This is a genomic window from Flagellimonas crocea (assembly GCF_033441595.1).
In the GTDB taxonomy this organism is placed as follows: Bacteria; Bacteroidota; Bacteroidia; order Flavobacteriales; family Flavobacteriaceae; genus Flagellimonas; species Flagellimonas crocea.
The window spans coordinates 490,272-504,885 of record NZ_JAUZVX010000003.1 but is presented as its reverse complement, the minus strand read 5'-3'; the positions used below and the strand labels follow the sequence as shown (position 1 = coordinate 504,885).

At 43.8% G+C, this 14,614-nt stretch carries 14 protein-coding genes; 1 reads left to right on the top strand and 13 read right to left on the bottom strand.

The window, feature by feature from the left end; all coding sequences use genetic code 11:
• The 13 genes from pheS to SD449_RS11645 all read right to left on the bottom strand — a co-directional run bounded on the left by pheS (nucleotide 1) and on the right by SD449_RS11645 (nucleotide 13,580).
• Nucleotides 1–1,020: a phenylalanine--tRNA ligase subunit alpha gene (gene pheS, locus SD449_RS11705; protein ID WP_318310803.1), complete on the bottom strand. Its 1,020-nt coding sequence runs from the start codon at nucleotides 1,018–1,020 to the stop codon at nucleotides 1–3.
• Entirely contained in the window at nucleotides 1,013–1,705 is a 693-nt protein-coding gene (locus SD449_RS11700; protein WP_318310802.1) for a hypothetical protein, read from the bottom strand. The genes pheS and SD449_RS11700 overlap by 8 nt, the downstream gene beginning before the upstream one ends.
• A gap of 114 nt (nucleotides 1,706–1,819) precedes the next feature.
• Nucleotides 1,820–2,446 carry a carbonic anhydrase family protein gene (locus SD449_RS11695; protein WP_318310801.1) on the bottom strand — a complete coding sequence of 209 codons (627 nt, stop codon included), beginning with the start codon at nucleotides 2,444–2,446 and terminating at the stop codon, nucleotides 1,820–1,822.
• 10 nt (nucleotides 2,447–2,456) lie between these two features.
• Nucleotides 2,457–4,040 (bottom strand): SulP family inorganic anion transporter, encoded by a 1,584-nt coding sequence (locus tag SD449_RS11690; RefSeq protein ID WP_318310800.1) that lies wholly within the window; start codon nucleotides 4,038–4,040, stop codon nucleotides 2,457–2,459.
• A gap of 82 nt (nucleotides 4,041–4,122) precedes the next feature.
• A complete protein-coding gene (locus SD449_RS11685; RefSeq protein ID WP_318310798.1) occupies nucleotides 4,123–4,437 on the bottom strand; it encodes a hypothetical protein in 315 nt (104 codons plus the stop codon).
• A 54-nt stretch (nucleotides 4,438–4,491) separates the two neighbouring features.
• Nucleotides 4,492–5,256 (bottom strand): SH3 domain-containing protein, encoded by a 765-nt coding sequence (locus tag SD449_RS11680; RefSeq protein WP_318310797.1) that lies wholly within the window; start codon nucleotides 5,254–5,256, stop codon nucleotides 4,492–4,494.
• Nucleotides 5,253–7,043 carry a BatD family protein gene (locus SD449_RS11675; protein ID WP_318310796.1) on the bottom strand — a complete coding sequence of 597 codons (1,791 nt, stop codon included), beginning with the start codon at nucleotides 7,041–7,043 and terminating at the stop codon, nucleotides 5,253–5,255. Before SD449_RS11675 ends, SD449_RS11680 begins: the two co-directional genes overlap by 4 nt.
• Nucleotides 7,043–7,936: a tetratricopeptide repeat protein gene (locus SD449_RS11670; protein ID WP_318311238.1), complete on the bottom strand. Its 894-nt coding sequence runs from the start codon at nucleotides 7,934–7,936 to the stop codon at nucleotides 7,043–7,045. The genes SD449_RS11675 and SD449_RS11670 overlap by 1 nt, the downstream gene beginning before the upstream one ends.
• Nucleotides 7,929–8,975, bottom strand: coding sequence for a VWA domain-containing protein (locus SD449_RS11665; protein WP_318310795.1), 1,047 nt, complete (start codon nucleotides 8,973–8,975; stop codon nucleotides 7,929–7,931). Before SD449_RS11665 ends, SD449_RS11670 begins: the two co-directional genes overlap by 8 nt.
• A gap of 3 nt (nucleotides 8,976–8,978) precedes the next feature.
• Entirely contained in the window at nucleotides 8,979–9,977 is a 999-nt protein-coding gene (locus tag SD449_RS11660; protein ID WP_318310793.1) for a vWA domain-containing protein, read from the bottom strand.
• Nucleotides 9,978–11,639 (bottom strand): hypothetical protein, encoded by a 1,662-nt coding sequence (locus SD449_RS11655; RefSeq protein ID WP_404828046.1) that lies wholly within the window; start codon nucleotides 11,637–11,639, stop codon nucleotides 9,978–9,980. It abuts the gene before it with no gap.
• 3 nt (nucleotides 11,640–11,642) lie between these two features.
• The gene (locus SD449_RS11650; protein ID WP_318310789.1) at nucleotides 11,643–12,509 is read right to left on the bottom strand and encodes a DUF58 domain-containing protein; all 867 of its coding nucleotides are present in this window, start codon (nucleotides 12,507–12,509) and stop codon (nucleotides 11,643–11,645) included.
• A gap of 69 nt (nucleotides 12,510–12,578) precedes the next feature.
• The gene (locus SD449_RS11645) at nucleotides 12,579–13,580 is read right to left on the bottom strand and encodes an AAA family ATPase (RefSeq protein ID WP_207030881.1); all 1,002 of its coding nucleotides are present in this window, start codon (nucleotides 13,578–13,580) and stop codon (nucleotides 12,579–12,581) included.
• 159 nt (nucleotides 13,581–13,739) lie between these two features.
• On the opposite strand from SD449_RS11645, the gene SD449_RS11640 reads away from it, so the two are divergent.
• A complete protein-coding gene (locus SD449_RS11640) occupies nucleotides 13,740–14,612 on the top strand; it encodes an aldo/keto reductase (protein ID WP_318310787.1) in 873 nt (290 codons plus the stop codon).
• The last annotated feature ends 2 nt before the right edge of the window (nucleotides 14,613–14,614 follow it).

Below are 14,614 nucleotides of genomic sequence, written 5' to 3'. Positions count from 1 at the left end.
TTACAGTGCGCTCTTGAACTGTTCCAAGAAACGAACATCATTTTCGCTCAATAGTCGAATGTCCGAAATTTGATGAAGTAGCAATGCAATACGATCTATTCCCATACCAAAGGCAAATCCAGAATATACCTCTGGATCTATACCACAATTCTTAAGTACATTGGGGTCTACCATGCCACAGCCCATAATTTCCAACCATCCAGTTCCCTTCGTCATGCGGTAATCCGTCTCGGTTTCAAGGCCCCAGTATACATCAACTTCTGCGCTGGGTTCTGTAAACGGAAAGTAGGATGGACGCAATCTAATTTTTGATTTGCCGAACATCTCCGAAGTAAAATATTGTAAGGTCTGCTTCAAATCGGCGAAGGATACATTTTTGTCCACATAAAGGCCTTCCACTTGGTGGAAAAAGCAGTGCGAACGGGCAGAAATAGCCTCATTTCTATAAACCCTCCCAGGGGAAATGGTCCTGATAGGGGGTTTATTGGCTTCCATATAACGTACCTGAACCGATGAGGTGTGCGTGCGCAATAAAATATCCGGGTCTGTTTGAATGAAAAACGTATCCTGCATATCCCGGGCAGGGTGGTATTCAGGCAGGTTCAAGGCTGTAAAGTTATGCCAGTCGTCCTCCACTTCCGGGCCTTCGGAAACATTGAAACCAATTTTTGAGAAAATATCAATAATTTGATTCTTCACAATGGAGATAGGGTGTCGGGAACCGATTTCTACCGGTTCGCCGGGACGTGTAAGGTCGCCATACTTGCCAACGGTCTCCGTTTGGTTCTCCAAAGCTTCCTTAAGTTCGTTGACCTTATCGGTAGCAGCGTTTTTTAGTTGATTGACAACCTTGCCAAAATCCTTTTTCTGTTCGTTGGGCACGCTTTTGAATTCGGCAAAGAAATTGTTCAAAAGTCCTTTTTTTCCCAAATACTTGATTCGGAAAGCTTCAATTTCTTCTGTAGAGTTTGAAGTAAACTTTTCGACTTCGGCGATATGTTCCTTAATGGTATCAATCATGATTGCTTACGCTATTGGCGGACAAATTTAGCAAATTGTCCTTGAATATATAGGCAATTAGAAAATGTACTGCGATTCCACCGAAAAGATGCCATAGCCAATGTGTGCCCATGGGAAAGAAATTCTGATGAAGATCGATGCTTCTAAAGAAAACGGCCACCCCAAAAATGATGAAAGCCGATATTACCAAACCTAAATTTTTGCCTTTTGTTCGTATTAAATACATTGTAATGGGAATAAGTATGGTCGCTGCAGTGATGACATATCCAATGGAAATCCTCCATCCCGCGGGAATAGGGAGAATCCGAAGTAAAAAGGAAGCTCCCAAGAGTATTACAATCCAGATTGCCCGCTGCCACCAAGAACGGACGAGTTTAAAAATAAAATAGATGACCAAGGCCGCGCAGAGCAATAGAATGGGCATCCAGTCCAAGCGGAGCCAAAATTCGTGACTGCGCGTAGCATGGTACACCGTACCGCCCACATAACTGATTCCTATAATGGGAAGTACCCAGGCCAAAAATTGGTGCTGCTTTGGGTTTCGATACACTTTGATGCCCCAATAGATGATGAGCGCAAGAAAAATAAGGTTGCTTAAGGTGTTGAAGGGTTCTACGGGAAACCTGCCCTCCACGGTCTCCAAGTATATGGGACCGGAATCATTTGGAAATTTTACCGGATACATGCCACTTTAAATAGGGATGGTAAAATAATCGATAAACATAAGCAAGCCAAAAATTAAAATAAAAAAGCCGATGGTTCCCTATCGGCTTTTGGTTTTAATCGGATGTTCCTGGCATTAAATGAATGTTACCTTCCCGTCCGATATATCGTACATGGCGCCCACGATAGCAATTTCGCCCTTTTCCTCCATCTCTTTGAGGATAACGCTTTGGTTTCTGATGTTTTCCAACGCCATTTCTACATTTTTCATGGCCACAGCGTCCACAAAATCCAAGTTTTGTGAGTTCCGTTGTGACTCGTCCTTTGGCTCTTTTACCGCATAGACAGCAGGTTCAATTTTATTTATCAAGGCGGTCAGGTTGCCCATACGTGCATGGTCGCAGGCCCCTTTTACGGCGCCGCAACTTGTATGTCCAAGGACCACAATGGCCTTGGTGCCGGCCAATTTACAGCCAAACTCCATACTCCCCAATATATCTTGGTTGATAAAATTACCTGCGATCCTTACACTAAAGATGTCGCCCAGGCCTTGGTCGAATATCAACTCTGCGGATACCCTTGAGTCAATACAGCTTAAAATGGTGGCAAAGGGAAACTGTCCGTCCTTGGTATCGTTCACTTGCTCCAAAAGGTTTCTGTTTGCTTTTAAATTTTGTTGGAAACGCTCATTGCCCTCCTTCAAGAACCGAAGAGCTTTTTTGGGCGTCATTGTCGCCTGCGTTTCTTTGGTATGTGCTTTCATATCTATGATTTTATGCTGTTTTTTTTGGAGACAGATTGAAGAACTCGATATAGCTATCCGGGTTTTCGACCTCGCCTCGTTCAGAGATAATTTTAATATCAATGTTCCTGTTCTTCGCCTTTCTGGAAAAGTCTTCCAATATTTCTACGATATCATTATCTAGATAACGGGTTTTTCTAACGTCCAAAGTTAGGTAAGAATTTTCAGGAAGTCTATCCAATTCTTTTAGAATTGCCCCTTTGTTAAAGAAGGTCACTTCCTCGGCAAGGGTCATCTTAATTTTATGGGAGCCATTGCTCTTGTCCTCAATATGTAAGAAATGGGAGTTTTGGTAACTTTTGATGAGGACCACTACGATGCCTACCCCAAGTCCCAAACTAATTCCGATCAATAAGTCGGTGAATACAATACCAACGACCGTGACCACAAAGGGCACAAATTGTTTCCACCCTGCTTGGAACATGGTTTTAAACAAACTGGGTTTCGCAAGTTTATAACCTACAATAAACAATATGGCCGCCAAAACGGACAAAGGAATCATGTTAAGTAGGGTTGGAATTAAAATTACCGACCCTAAAAGGAAGAAACCGTGGATAATGGCCGAAGCCTTGGTTTTACCTCCCGATTGAATGTTCGCAGAACTACGTACAATTACCTGGGTAACTGGAAGACCGCCTACCAAACCGGACAGGGTATTTCCAACCCCTTGCGCCATAAGCTCCCTATTGGTGGGCGTTGTTCTTTTTTCAGGGTCCAATTTATCCGTTGCTTCCACGCAGAGTAACGTTTCAAGACTGGCTACAAGTGCTATGGTAAAAGCCGTAACCCAAACATCCATATTGGTGATTGCAGAGAAATTTGGGAAGCTGAAAAAACCTAAAAACGACTCAATGCTGTCTGGAACCGGCACTGTTACCAGATGTTCGGCGGATATGCCCCAGGTTGCATCTCCTTGTGTTATACTGTAATAAACAATGCCCACGACCACAGCGACCAGGGGTCCCTGAATCAATTCGAATATTTTGGATTTTTTGGTCAATATGGTGCTCCATAAAATGAGAATGGCCAATGCCACAAATGCGATAAGGGTTGCACCGGGACTTATATAATTAATAGTATTGATGATTTCACTAAAGGTATTTTCTCCATCTACCTGAAAAAAGGCCCAATCGCCTTCAGGATCGGAGTCATAACCAAAAAAGTGCGGGATTTGCTTTAGAATGATAATGATTCCTATACCGGTCAGCATTCCTTTTATTACGGAAGAAGGAAAGTAATAGGCGATAACACCAGCTTTCAATATTCCGAAAACGAATTGAATAATACCACCCAGCACTACGGCGACCAAAAAGTTTTGGTATCCCCCAAGAGCACCAATGGCGGTTAAAACTATGGCGGCAAGCCCCGCTGCTGGACCACTGACACCTATTTGTGATCCACTTAGGGCACCGACCACGATACCTCCTATAATGCCGGCAATGAGTCCCGAGAACAGGGGAGCGCCACTGGCCAAGGCTATGCCCAAACATAGTGGGAGTGCCACGAAAAATACCACTATACTGGCAGGCAAGTCATTCTTTATGTACTTGAACATGTTGTGTAAGTTTGTTCTCCTATACTGGTTAGGTCAATGCATAGAAGAAGGTTAAAAATTGATTTGAATAAAATTTGAGTGTTTAAATCAATTTTCGGGGGGGAGGATCCAAAATTTCAACGGTGTGGTCTGATGTTGGAAAAAGATACCCGGAGAAATCCTTCGGTTGTTTTTGAAATATCTGATGGCCGGAAGAATCGGTATAGAAACTGACAAACACGATTGTTTCGTCGAATTTTGTTTCTGCATTCTCTTTTTCACCACTTTCCTCTTCCTCCGCGGAGCCGTACATCATGGACTTTCCTTCCTGTTTGTCCAGAAAAGGAACAACAGGTGCTGCCAACAAAGTAAGTGCCAGCACAAAAGAAATAAATGGTAAAACTATCGTTTTGAACACAGTTTCAATTTTAACTAAAAATAAGGAATTATAAACAAGGAGAAGAAATTTTGGCTAAAACTCCTTGATTTTCTTGATATTATCGGCTTTGAGCCAACCTGTTTGACCATCGGCTATCCGAATTCGCTGCCAACCGTCCAGCTGGTCCAAAACATTGACCTTCGTGCCTTCGTGCAGGGTAAAGATGGTGTTGCTACTGGTATTGGGCTCAGCGTTGACGTTCACTTCTTTTTGGAATACGATGGCAGGATCGTTCGCTTTGTATCGCTGATAGCTAAGATAGGCCATCAAAACACAAACAACCCCAAATATCAACGACAATATGCCGGAGATGAACGCGGCCCTTTTTCGGTTTGCCTGTTCCAAAAAATAGTAAGCCATATATGCCAGTACAAATAAAACCACAAGACCTATTGCCAAAAATGACCATTGGTCGTATGTGAATGCACCCACCACAAGGTTGTAGATACGGGAAAGTTCGGTCTTGGGAATTTCCTCAATGGCATCCAGCCTCATATTTTGGGCAAACCTTAAATTGTTTTGGATTTCATCATCATTTGGACTAAGGAGCAATGCCTTTTCATAATAATATATGCTGGGGCCAATGGAGTTTAGCTTGTAGTAGCAATTGCCCAGATTAAAATAGAGCGCTGCCGAATGCTCACCATTTTCAACGATTTTTTTATAGTTGTCTATCGCTTCGGAATACTTACCATCGTTGTAGAGTTCCGTAGCTTCATTGAAAAGCGCCTCGTTTTGGGCAAACCCCAAAGCGAAGCTGAGAAAGCACAACAAAAAAGTCATCTTTTTTAAGCTCATAACTGTTTGTCCAAATTAGAGATTACTTCACTGGCCCTATCATAATCTTGTTGCATCTGTACGTTGGAGAACGGGCTGTATCGCGCCATTTCGCAACTGGTCAGCAATCGAATGAATCCTTCGATATCTTCGTTCTCAACATTTTTCCCAGAAAGGATGCTTGTAATCTTGTCCTTGCTGAATTCCGAGGTCTCTATATGCAATTTTGCTTTCAGATAGTTGTGCAAACCTTTTTCCAGAGCAACGTAAAAAGCCTCTTTGTTGCCCAGTTCTTTTTTTGCGGTGGATAGATATTTTCTGGCCAATCTATTGGCCTTCTTTATTTTGTTGCCCACAACATCGCTTGCAATGGCCTCCCGTTTTTTAAATGCAAAAATGGCAATAGGAATCAGTAGAAGTGGGGCCAACAATAGGATGAAAAAGAGCCTAGATCCAAAAAAGCGATTGACACCGATAGGGACCAAGTTGGGGTTTATTTTTATAAAGTGGAACTGCTCGCCCGTTGGAACGACCAACTGCTTGTCGCTGGAGGGGATGTTTGCACTAGCGCTTCCACTGGTAGGCCCTTCAATAACCTCAATATTAATTTCTTCTGAATTAATGGTATTGTACTTGCCAGTTTCTGGATTAAAGTAGCTGAAGGCGATACTTGGAATCGGGTACTTTCCCCTAAAAGAGGGCACAATAGTATAATTGTTGGCGACTTTTCCTTCCATTCCCGAGCTATACGTATTGATGGATTCATCATACTCTGGATCATATACTTCCAAAGAGCTTGGTAGCTCGGGCTCGGGCAGTTGGAACAGTTTTAGGTTCCCTTTGCCTGAAACCTCCACTTTGGCCTGCAGCGATTCCGAAGCATTGAGTTGCGTTTTGCTGGTGGTCACCGAAAAATCAAAATCCCCGACCGCACCACTAAAGTCTGCAGGTTTTCCCGCTTCGGGCAAAGGTTTCACATTTATGGTGCGTTTACCTGCCGAAACGGTCTTACTGGTCTGGGTATATATTCTTCCTCCAAAAAAGTCCCTTCGGTTGGTGGGCACATCCACAAATATTTCCAACGAAAGTGGTTCAATGTCAAGCTTACCCGATTTTTGGGGATAGAGTACCACTCGTTTCAAAACCACGTACCGGTATGGTTTGCCTTCGTAGGTACCATTTTGGGCAGTGTGCTTGGTCACCGGGATATCTTGGCTCCAAAAATTGTTGTAGGTGGGATTATCGAGGGGGCGATAATTGGTTACACTGATGTTTGGACTGACGTAGAGTTTGTAGATGACTGTTACCGCTTCGTTCAGATAGGGATTTCCTTTGGAAACCTCCGCAACCAAATGAAGGTTTTCGTCCGCGACATCATCAACTGTTTTCTCTGAATTCGGTTTGTCCACCGCGGCGGTCACCTCAACAGTTTTAGGAGTTGTTTTATAGGTCTGACCATCAATTTCGATGGTAGCCTGGTTGATGGTGAAGCTTCCCCTGGCCGTTGGCACCAAAATATAAGTGTATGTTTTGGAAAAGCTGCGTTTACCATTTACCCATGAGGAACTAATGGATTGCGATGGGCCCATGACGACCTTGAAGTTTTCAAATTGGGGCGGTTTAAAATTATCGCCGTCCTTGTTCATGGTAAAATCCACACGAAGACGTTCATTGATCCCCAATTCTTCTTTGCTCAAGTTCATGGTGAATGTTACCTGCTCCTTCTCTTCGTCTTGGGCATAGGAAGGCCATACTACCAGAAGTAACATTGCCAAAACAAATACTATGTTGCCCTTAAACGCTTTCATTACCAGTCTTTCTCGTTTTTGATTTTTTTGCCACGGACTTTACGGGCTTCCATTTTTTCCTGTACTTTTTTCTCTTCGTTCTGCATGGCCTCTAGCAAATTTTGAATCTGCTGTTCGGAAAGTTGGTTGGGCCGGGGCTGTTGCTTTTGGTCCTGGGGCTGATCACCTTTGTTGGGCTGTTTTTCTTGCTCCTTTTTCTTGTCCCCATCGCCTTTTTGGTTCTCTTCTGGCTTGTTATCGCCATTTTCGCCCTGATCTCCCTTATCCTTGTTCTCGTCTTCTTTTTGCTCCCCGTCGTCTTTCTTTTCGTTGTCCCCTCCTTCGTTGTTCTGGTCTTTGTTTTTATCCTTGTCCTCGTTTTCCTGGTCTTTTTTATCCTGGTTGTCCTGGTTTTGGTCGTTCTTTTGTTCGTCCTGTTGCTTTTCGAGCATCTTTTTGGCCAAGGCAAGGTTGTAACGGGTTTCGTCGTCGTCGGGATTTTTTCGTAGGGCCTGCTTATAGGCTTCCACCGCTTGCTTGTAATCTTTTTGCTTCATGAACACGTTGCCCATGTTATGGAATGCCTTGTGTTTTTCCCCTTTGTCGTCAGCGGCTTCTTCGGCCTGTTTGTACCTGCCAAACGCTTCTCCAAAACTTTCCCGATTGTAATAGGCGTTGCCAAGATTAAATCTTGCGGCTGCATTTTTGTTGCTTTTGGAAATGGCCCTTCGGTAGTCCGCTTCTGCAGTGACAAAATCGTTGGAGGTAAGCTCTTCATTGGCCTCATAGGTAAGGTTAGTGGAGGCTTTCAAAGCTTTCTCCGCTTCCTTGTTCGCTTTTTCGGTTATGTCGTCCTGTGCTTGGACCATACCGAAACTGAGCAATAGTCCAAATAGTAACTTCATCTTATTCATCATCATGTTCATTAAAAAGATTCAGTTTTTTCAACCATTGAGTTTTTCTGTCCAAAACAAAGATGTCCAAAAATAGAAATAAAAAGCCCGCTGCGAGGAACCACTGGAATTGGTCCTTGTACTCCGCAAACTGTTTGGCTTCAAATTCTGTTTTGTCCATCCGGTTCAGTTCCTCTTTAATATACTCCACAGCATTTTCCGTGTTGGAGCCATCAATATATTCCCCATTACCGCGATCGGCAATCTCGATCAATACATTTTCGTTCAATTTGGTTATGACGACCTCGCCTTCATTGTCTTTTTTCAAACTTTCTACGATTCCGTTTCGTTTGATGGGAATCGGAGCTCCTTTGGGGCTGCCTACCCCTATGCTATATAGGCGGATTCCGTTTTGGATGGCCTTTTCTACCGCGTTGATGGTGGAACTTTCCGAGTGATCTTCCCCATCGGAAACGATAAAAAGGACCCTGTTCGTTTGTTGGGAATCATCATAGTAGGTGCTGGCCAAATCTATGGCTGCGTTGATGGCGGTTCCCTGTGAGGAGAGCATATCGGTGTTCATGCTCTGCAGGAACATTTTTGCGGCTCCATAGTCCGTGGTAATGGGCAATTGGGGATAAGCCTGACCTGCGTAGGCAATAATCCCTATCCGGTCGCTCGCCAATTGGTTAATGATTTCCGAAACAATACGCTTGGCCTTTTCCAAACGGTTGGGGGCAATATCCTCCGCCAGCATACTTTTGGAAACATCGATGGCAAATACAATGTCCACTCCTTCACGTTTTACGGTTTCCAGTTTTGTACCGATTTTAGGGTTTACCAACCCCAAGACCAAAAATGAGAGTCCTGCCAAAAGAAACACCAATTTTACTGTTGATTTGAAATTGGACTTGTTGGGAGCCAGTCTTTTTAAAAGGGATGTATCGGCAAAACGTTTCTGTGTCCTTTTCTTCCAAATTTGAAGAAAAAAGAACGTCAGGGCCATGATCGGGATTATGGCCAAGAGGTAGAAATATATTTTTTCGTCAAACTGAATCATCTTCTAAATAAAACTTTTAAAAATGGAATTTCGCAATCCCCATTCCAATAGCAATAAAATTCCCGCCAAGAAAATCAATGGCCTGAATTTTTCCTCGTACTTGTAATATTTGAACTCTTCTATTTCTGTTTTTTCCAATTTATTGATCTCGTCATAAATCTCTTCCAAAGACTCGTTGTCGGTGGCACGGAAATATTTGCCTCCCGTTACTTCTGCGATTTCTTTGAGCAAATCCTCGTCAATCTCCACTTGGCGCATACCATATCGGAAGGAACCATCCCTGTTGTAGGCAATGGGGGAAAGTGCGTTTCCGTTGGTACCCAGACCAATAGTGTATGTTTTTATACCAAATTCCACGGCCAGGTCGGCAGCGGTTCTTGGCTCAATAAAGCCAGAATTATTGACACCGTCCGTTAAAAGAATGATAACTTTACTGATCGCCTTGCTTTCTTTTAGGCGGTTTACCGAGGTCGCCAGTCCCATTCCAATGGCCGTACCATCTTCCAGTACACCATAGGTGATTTCTTCCAATGCGTTCAAAACGATGGATTTATCGCTGGTAATCGGGGTCTTGGTGTAACTTTCCCCGGCGTAGCCCACCAAACCGATACGGTCGTTCGGACGTTCCTCTATAAAATTGGCCGCCACTTCTTTTAGTGCGGACAATCTATTGGGCTTAAGATCTCGTGCCAGCATGCTCGAAGAGACATCGATGGCCATTACAATATCGATACCCTTAGTGGTTTTGGTCCGTGTCGAGATATCCTCCGTTTGAGGTCTCGCCAATGCGGTGATTATGGCGGCAAGGGCCAATAATCGAATGGCAAATAGCACGGGTTTTAATTTGGAAAGCCAACTTTTGAACGTAAACCCTTTGATGCTCGAGATGCGCAGGGAGGCCATTTCATTTTTCCGTTTGAAAAAATACCACAGCAAAGCCAAGGGCAGCAGCAATAGCAGCCAGAAAAATTCAGGATTCGCAAATTCTATATTCTCAAACATCTATGCCTGTGTTTTTACATCTAAACTGTTCAATATTCTGTCCACGATCTGTTCCGCATATTCGTCGTCTTCCTCCCAAGTAATGACCACTTGCTGTATGAAGCCTTTGCCACCAAAAGTGAGAATGTTGTATTTGGCCCTTTTGGAATCTCCACCCGGCCGTTCCAATGTGCCGGTACCATAGGTTTTCATGCCTTTTACTCCGGATTGCGTAACAAACTCTTCTTGCTTGGTGATGATGTTTTTTAGTCCCAATTGCTCAAAATTGCTCAAGGTGGAACCAATTACAGCTTCAAATTCGGGGTCTTCTTTTTGTTCCTTAAAGGTTATGGAGCTTGTACTCACGGAAAATATCCCTACATAACTTCCGTAGGAGAAAGCCTGAAGCTCCTTGATCAGTTCCTCGGTTTCTTTGGGAAGTTCCAATTCTTGGCGTATCAAAACTTCCGGTGTTTCTATCTGAATGGGAGGGAAACCATAAGAACTGGCAACCCATTCCCCTTCCAACAGGTCTTTGGTAGGGTAGCCAAAAACGGTATCCCTCACTTTTTTGGTACCAAAATAAACGGTCGAACCGATTCCGCCCAAAACCAGTATTCCTGCAAAAATGGCCGCTGCCCAGTAAATTCTTTTGCGTTGTTTTTTCTTGGCCAGTTCTTCCAGATATTCCTCATCCAATAGCAAATCTTCTTCAGTAGGTTCCGGGAGGGCTTCGTGGGTTTTGGTCACGATTTCTTCCACTAATTTTCTATCCTGTTCGGCTACCGAGGTGGCCGGTTTGGATTTGGCGAACTTTACGAGGTCTGCCGTCTGTAATATTTTTTGAAATTGTTGAAGGGTGTCATCATCCAATTTGAGCTCGCCGGCATCGCGCAGCATTTCCAATTTGGTGATGAGCTCCGAGGTGGTACTCTCCATGGCCGATACGTGTACGTCTTCTTCCAAATAAGACCGTACAATATCGGTAAGTTCCGAGTAGTATTGCTTGTATTCGTCTTGAATGAGGTATTTGGAATTTTCCAGTTTTTTTAGTTCCAAGATAGCCCGGTCGTAAGGAGGCAGCAGGGCCACCTTCTCTTCTTCGGTCAATGGTTTTTTTCGCAAAAAGAACCAATAGACCAGTCCTCCGACCACAATCAGCCCCAAAAGAATCCAAAGTGCGGTAAGCCACATATCGGCGGTGCTTCGCTCTACTTCAATCAAAGGTTTGATGTCGTACATCTTCTGTTTAGTGGTGTCCACGACCACATCGGCGACCTTTACTTGAAAGGAATCCGTGAAAAAGGGCTGCTCGTTGATGGCGATTCGCTGTGGGGGAATGGTATATGCTCCGCTATCAAACTGTGTGAGCGAATATATTTTTTGAAGAATGACCTTGTCATCATTTTTGAGGGTGTCGGCCATTATGGCCTCTACGGTTTCAAGTGGCGAAAAGGTCTGTCCCTCGGGAAAGAAAACCACATCGGTCGAATCTGTCTCTACGGTAATCTTGTATTTGATCTGTTCCCCAATTTTAATGGCCAAGGTGTCCACTTCGGCATCGACTTTTGGGCCTGTCTGAGAAAAACCGACCATGGGCAAAAGGAAAAGAAACAACATGACAACCAGCATTGGTTGCACCTTTTTTGTGTTTCTTTTTTTATGTTGATCTTCCATTTGCATTATCTATCCCCTTCGTTTAAAATATCCCAACAGTTTTTTCACATAACTTTCGTCTGCCCTACAATCGATTACCCCGCATCCGGATTTGTGGAACGAGTTGGTGAAATAGGCCACTTTGTCCTTGTAATGTTGCCCATAGGCCGAACGAACTTGTTTGGATTGGGTGTTGACCAATTGAATCTCGCCCGTTTCGGCATCTTGCATTTGCACCATTCCCAAGTTTGGAATGGTTTCCTCGCGCTCATCGTACACCCGTATTCCTGTAACATCATGTTTGTTGCCCACAATGCGAAGCGTATTGTCGTAATCGTCGGCAATAAAATCCGAAAGCACAAAAACAATGGCTTTTTTCTTCATTACATTGGTCAGGAACTTCAAGGCTTCCGCAATATTGGTTTCGCTGCTTTTTGGATGAAATTCCAATAGTTCCCGAATGATTCGGAGCACGTGGCTTTTTCCTTTTTTTGGCGGGATGAAGAGTTCCACCTCATCGGAAAACAATATCACACCGACCTTATCATTGTTCTGAAGCGCGGAAAAGGCAAGCGTAGCAGAAATTTCGGTGACAATGTCTTTTTTGAACTGGTTGGAGGTACCGAAAAGTTCCGAACCGCTCACGTCCACCATCAGCATCATGGTGAGTTCGCGCTCTTCTTCAAAGACCTTCACGTAGGGCTCGTTGTAGCGAGCGGTCACGTTCCAATCAATGCTTCGCACATCATCACCAAACTGATATTGGCGCACCTCGCTGAACGTCATTCCCCGACCTTTGAACGTAGAATGGTATTCCCCACCAAAAATATGGTCGGAAAGACGCCGGGTCTTGATTTCAATTTTACGTACTTTTTTTAGTAGTTCCTTTGTATCCATTTGGTTCAAAAAAATAGGTTTTCGGGTTGGTTAAAAGTATTGCTACTTATTCCGATAAACATTGAACCGCTAAGGCACTTCTACCTCGTTTACAATCTTATTGATGATTTCTTCGGAAGTAATATTTTCTGCCTCGGCCTCGTAGGTGATCCCGATTCGGTGGCGAAGTACATCGTGTACTACGGCCCTTACATCCTCGGGAACCACGTAACCTCTTCGCTTGATGAACGCATAGCATTTGGATGCATTGGCCAAGTTGATACTACCCCTCGGGGAAGCACCGAAACTGATGAGAGGCTTCAAGCTTTCCAAATTGTATTTTTCCGGGTATCGCGTAGCGAAGATGATGTCGAGAATGTACTTTTCAATTTTTTCATCCATATAAACCTCACGTACCGTTTCTTGGGCCCTTAGAATTTGCTCCAAAGAAACCACGGGGTTAACGGGTTCGGTAGCACCTCTTAGGTTTTGGCGTATAATGAGCTGCTCCTCGTTGAGTTTAGGATAATCGATTACTGTTTTCAACATAAATCGGTCTACCTGGGCTTCGGGAAGTGGATAGGTTCCTTCTTGTTCCACAGGGTTTTGGGTGGCCATTACCAAAAATGGTTTGTCCAAGATAAAGGTCTCGTCACCAATGGTTACCTGCTTTTCCTGCATGGCCTCCAAAAGGGCGGACTGCACTTTGGCAGGGGCCCTGTTGATCTCATCTGCCAATACAAAGTTGGCAAAAATGGGTCCTTTTTTTATGGAGAAATCGTTCTCCTTTATGTTGTAGATAAGCGTACCAACAACGTCGGCAGGTAAAAGGTCGGGAGTAAATTGTATTCTGCTGAAACTTCCTTTCACAGCTTTTGCCAAGGTGTTGATGGCAAGTGTTTTTGCCAGTCCAGGAACACCTTCGAGCAGAATGTGCCCTTTGCCCAATAAACCAATGAGCAAGCGTTCGACCATATGGGTCTGCCCTACTATCGCTTTGTTCATTTCAACCTTTAAAAGGTCAATAAAAGCGCTTTCTTGGGCAATTTTCTCATTCACAGCACTAATATCAATAGTAGTGTTTTCTTCCATTATATACTTTTATTGTTTGGTGTTAAGGTCGGGGTTTTAACTAAGGTGTGCAAAATGAAAATTTATTTAAAACCTGCCTGTTAATTAATGGTTAAAAAAAACGCTAAACCCCTAGTTTTATGAAGGATTTAAGGGTTTAATTTTATACTTTCAGCGCATATGGAACAGACAACGAAATTTTCCCGCATTATATCGGGAGCAATGACCTGGGGAAGTTGGGGGAAAAAACTTTCCAAGAATGAAATGATCGAATTGATGCACCACAGCATCGAATGTGGACTCACCACTTTTGACCACGCCGACATTTACGGCAGCTATTCTACCGAGGGCGATTTTGGAGCCGCTTTTAAGGATAGCAAAATCAAAAGGGAGGACATCCAATTGATCACCAAGTGTGGGATTCAAATGACCCGCGGCAGGAACAATAAAGTCAATCATTACCAATATGATAAGGATTATATTATCTGGTCGGCGGAAGAGTCCTTGAAAAAGTTGAATACGGATTATCTGGACTTTTTTTTGATGCACAGACCAAGTCCCCTGATGCAGCCGGATGAAATGGCGGAGGCCGCCCAACATTTGTTACAAAGTGGAAAGATCAAACAATTCGGGGTATCCAATTTTACGACCTCCCAAGTGGCCATGTTGGAAAATACCATCCCTGTAGAAGGGAACCAAGTAGAATTTTCCTTAACGCACCACGACCCCATGTACGATGGAACCTTTGATGATTGCATCGCCAACAAAAGAATGGCCATGGCCTGGAGTCCGTTGGGCAGCTTTTTTAGGGAAACCGACGAACAGGTGGAGCGGATTAAAGAAGCGATGCCGCCCCTAATGGAAAAGTACAATGCAACCGAAAGCCAGTTGCTTTTGGCGTGGATCTTAAAACACCCCGCCAACGTGCACCCTGTCATTGGAACTACGAACAAGAAAAGAATTGAACAATCGGCTGCGGCCGTAAAAATAGAACTGGAACTTCAGGATTGGTTTACTCTTTTAGTAGCAAGCCAAGGACATGATGTTCCGTAAAA

Excerpts from the sequence above, each read along its gene's own strand:
- SD449_RS11675 (WP_318310796.1), bottom strand. The coding sequence starts at position 7,043 with ATGAAAGCGTTTAAGGGCAACATAGTATTTGTTTTGGCAATGTTACTT.
- pheS (WP_318310803.1), bottom strand. The coding sequence starts at position 1,020 with ATGATTGATACCATTAAGGAACATATCGCCGAAGTCGAAAAGTTTACT.
- SD449_RS11700 (WP_318310802.1), bottom strand. The coding sequence starts at position 1,705 with ATGTATCCGGTAAAATTTCCAAATGATTCCGGTCCCATATACTTGGAG.
- SD449_RS11645 (WP_207030881.1), bottom strand. The coding sequence starts at position 13,580 with ATGGAAGAAAACACTACTATTGATATTAGTGCTGTGAATGAGAAAATT.
- SD449_RS11650 (WP_318310789.1), bottom strand. The coding sequence starts at position 12,509 with ATGGATACAAAGGAACTACTAAAAAAAGTACGTAAAATTGAAATCAAG.
- SD449_RS11655 (WP_404828046.1), bottom strand. The coding sequence starts at position 11,639 with ATGCAAATGGAAGATCAACATAAAAAAAGAAACACAAAAAAGGTGCAA.
- SD449_RS11670 (WP_318311238.1), bottom strand. The coding sequence starts at position 7,936 with ATGAATAAGATGAAGTTACTATTTGGACTATTGCTCAGTTTCGGTATG.
- SD449_RS11660 (WP_318310793.1), bottom strand. The coding sequence starts at position 9,977 with ATGTTTGAGAATATAGAATTTGCGAATCCTGAATTTTTCTGGCTGCTA.
- SD449_RS11665 (WP_318310795.1), bottom strand. The coding sequence starts at position 8,975 with ATGATTCAGTTTGACGAAAAAATATATTTCTACCTCTTGGCCATAATC.
- SD449_RS11640 (WP_318310787.1), top strand. The coding sequence starts at position 13,740 with ATGGAACAGACAACGAAATTTTCCCGCATTATATCGGGAGCAATGACC.
- SD449_RS11680 (WP_318310797.1), bottom strand. The coding sequence starts at position 5,256 with ATGAGCTTAAAAAAGATGACTTTTTTGTTGTGCTTTCTCAGCTTCGCT.
- SD449_RS11690 (WP_318310800.1), bottom strand. The coding sequence starts at position 4,040 with ATGTTCAAGTACATAAAGAATGACTTGCCTGCCAGTATAGTGGTATTT.
- SD449_RS11695 (WP_318310801.1), bottom strand. The coding sequence starts at position 2,446 with ATGAAAGCACATACCAAAGAAACGCAGGCGACAATGACGCCCAAAAAA.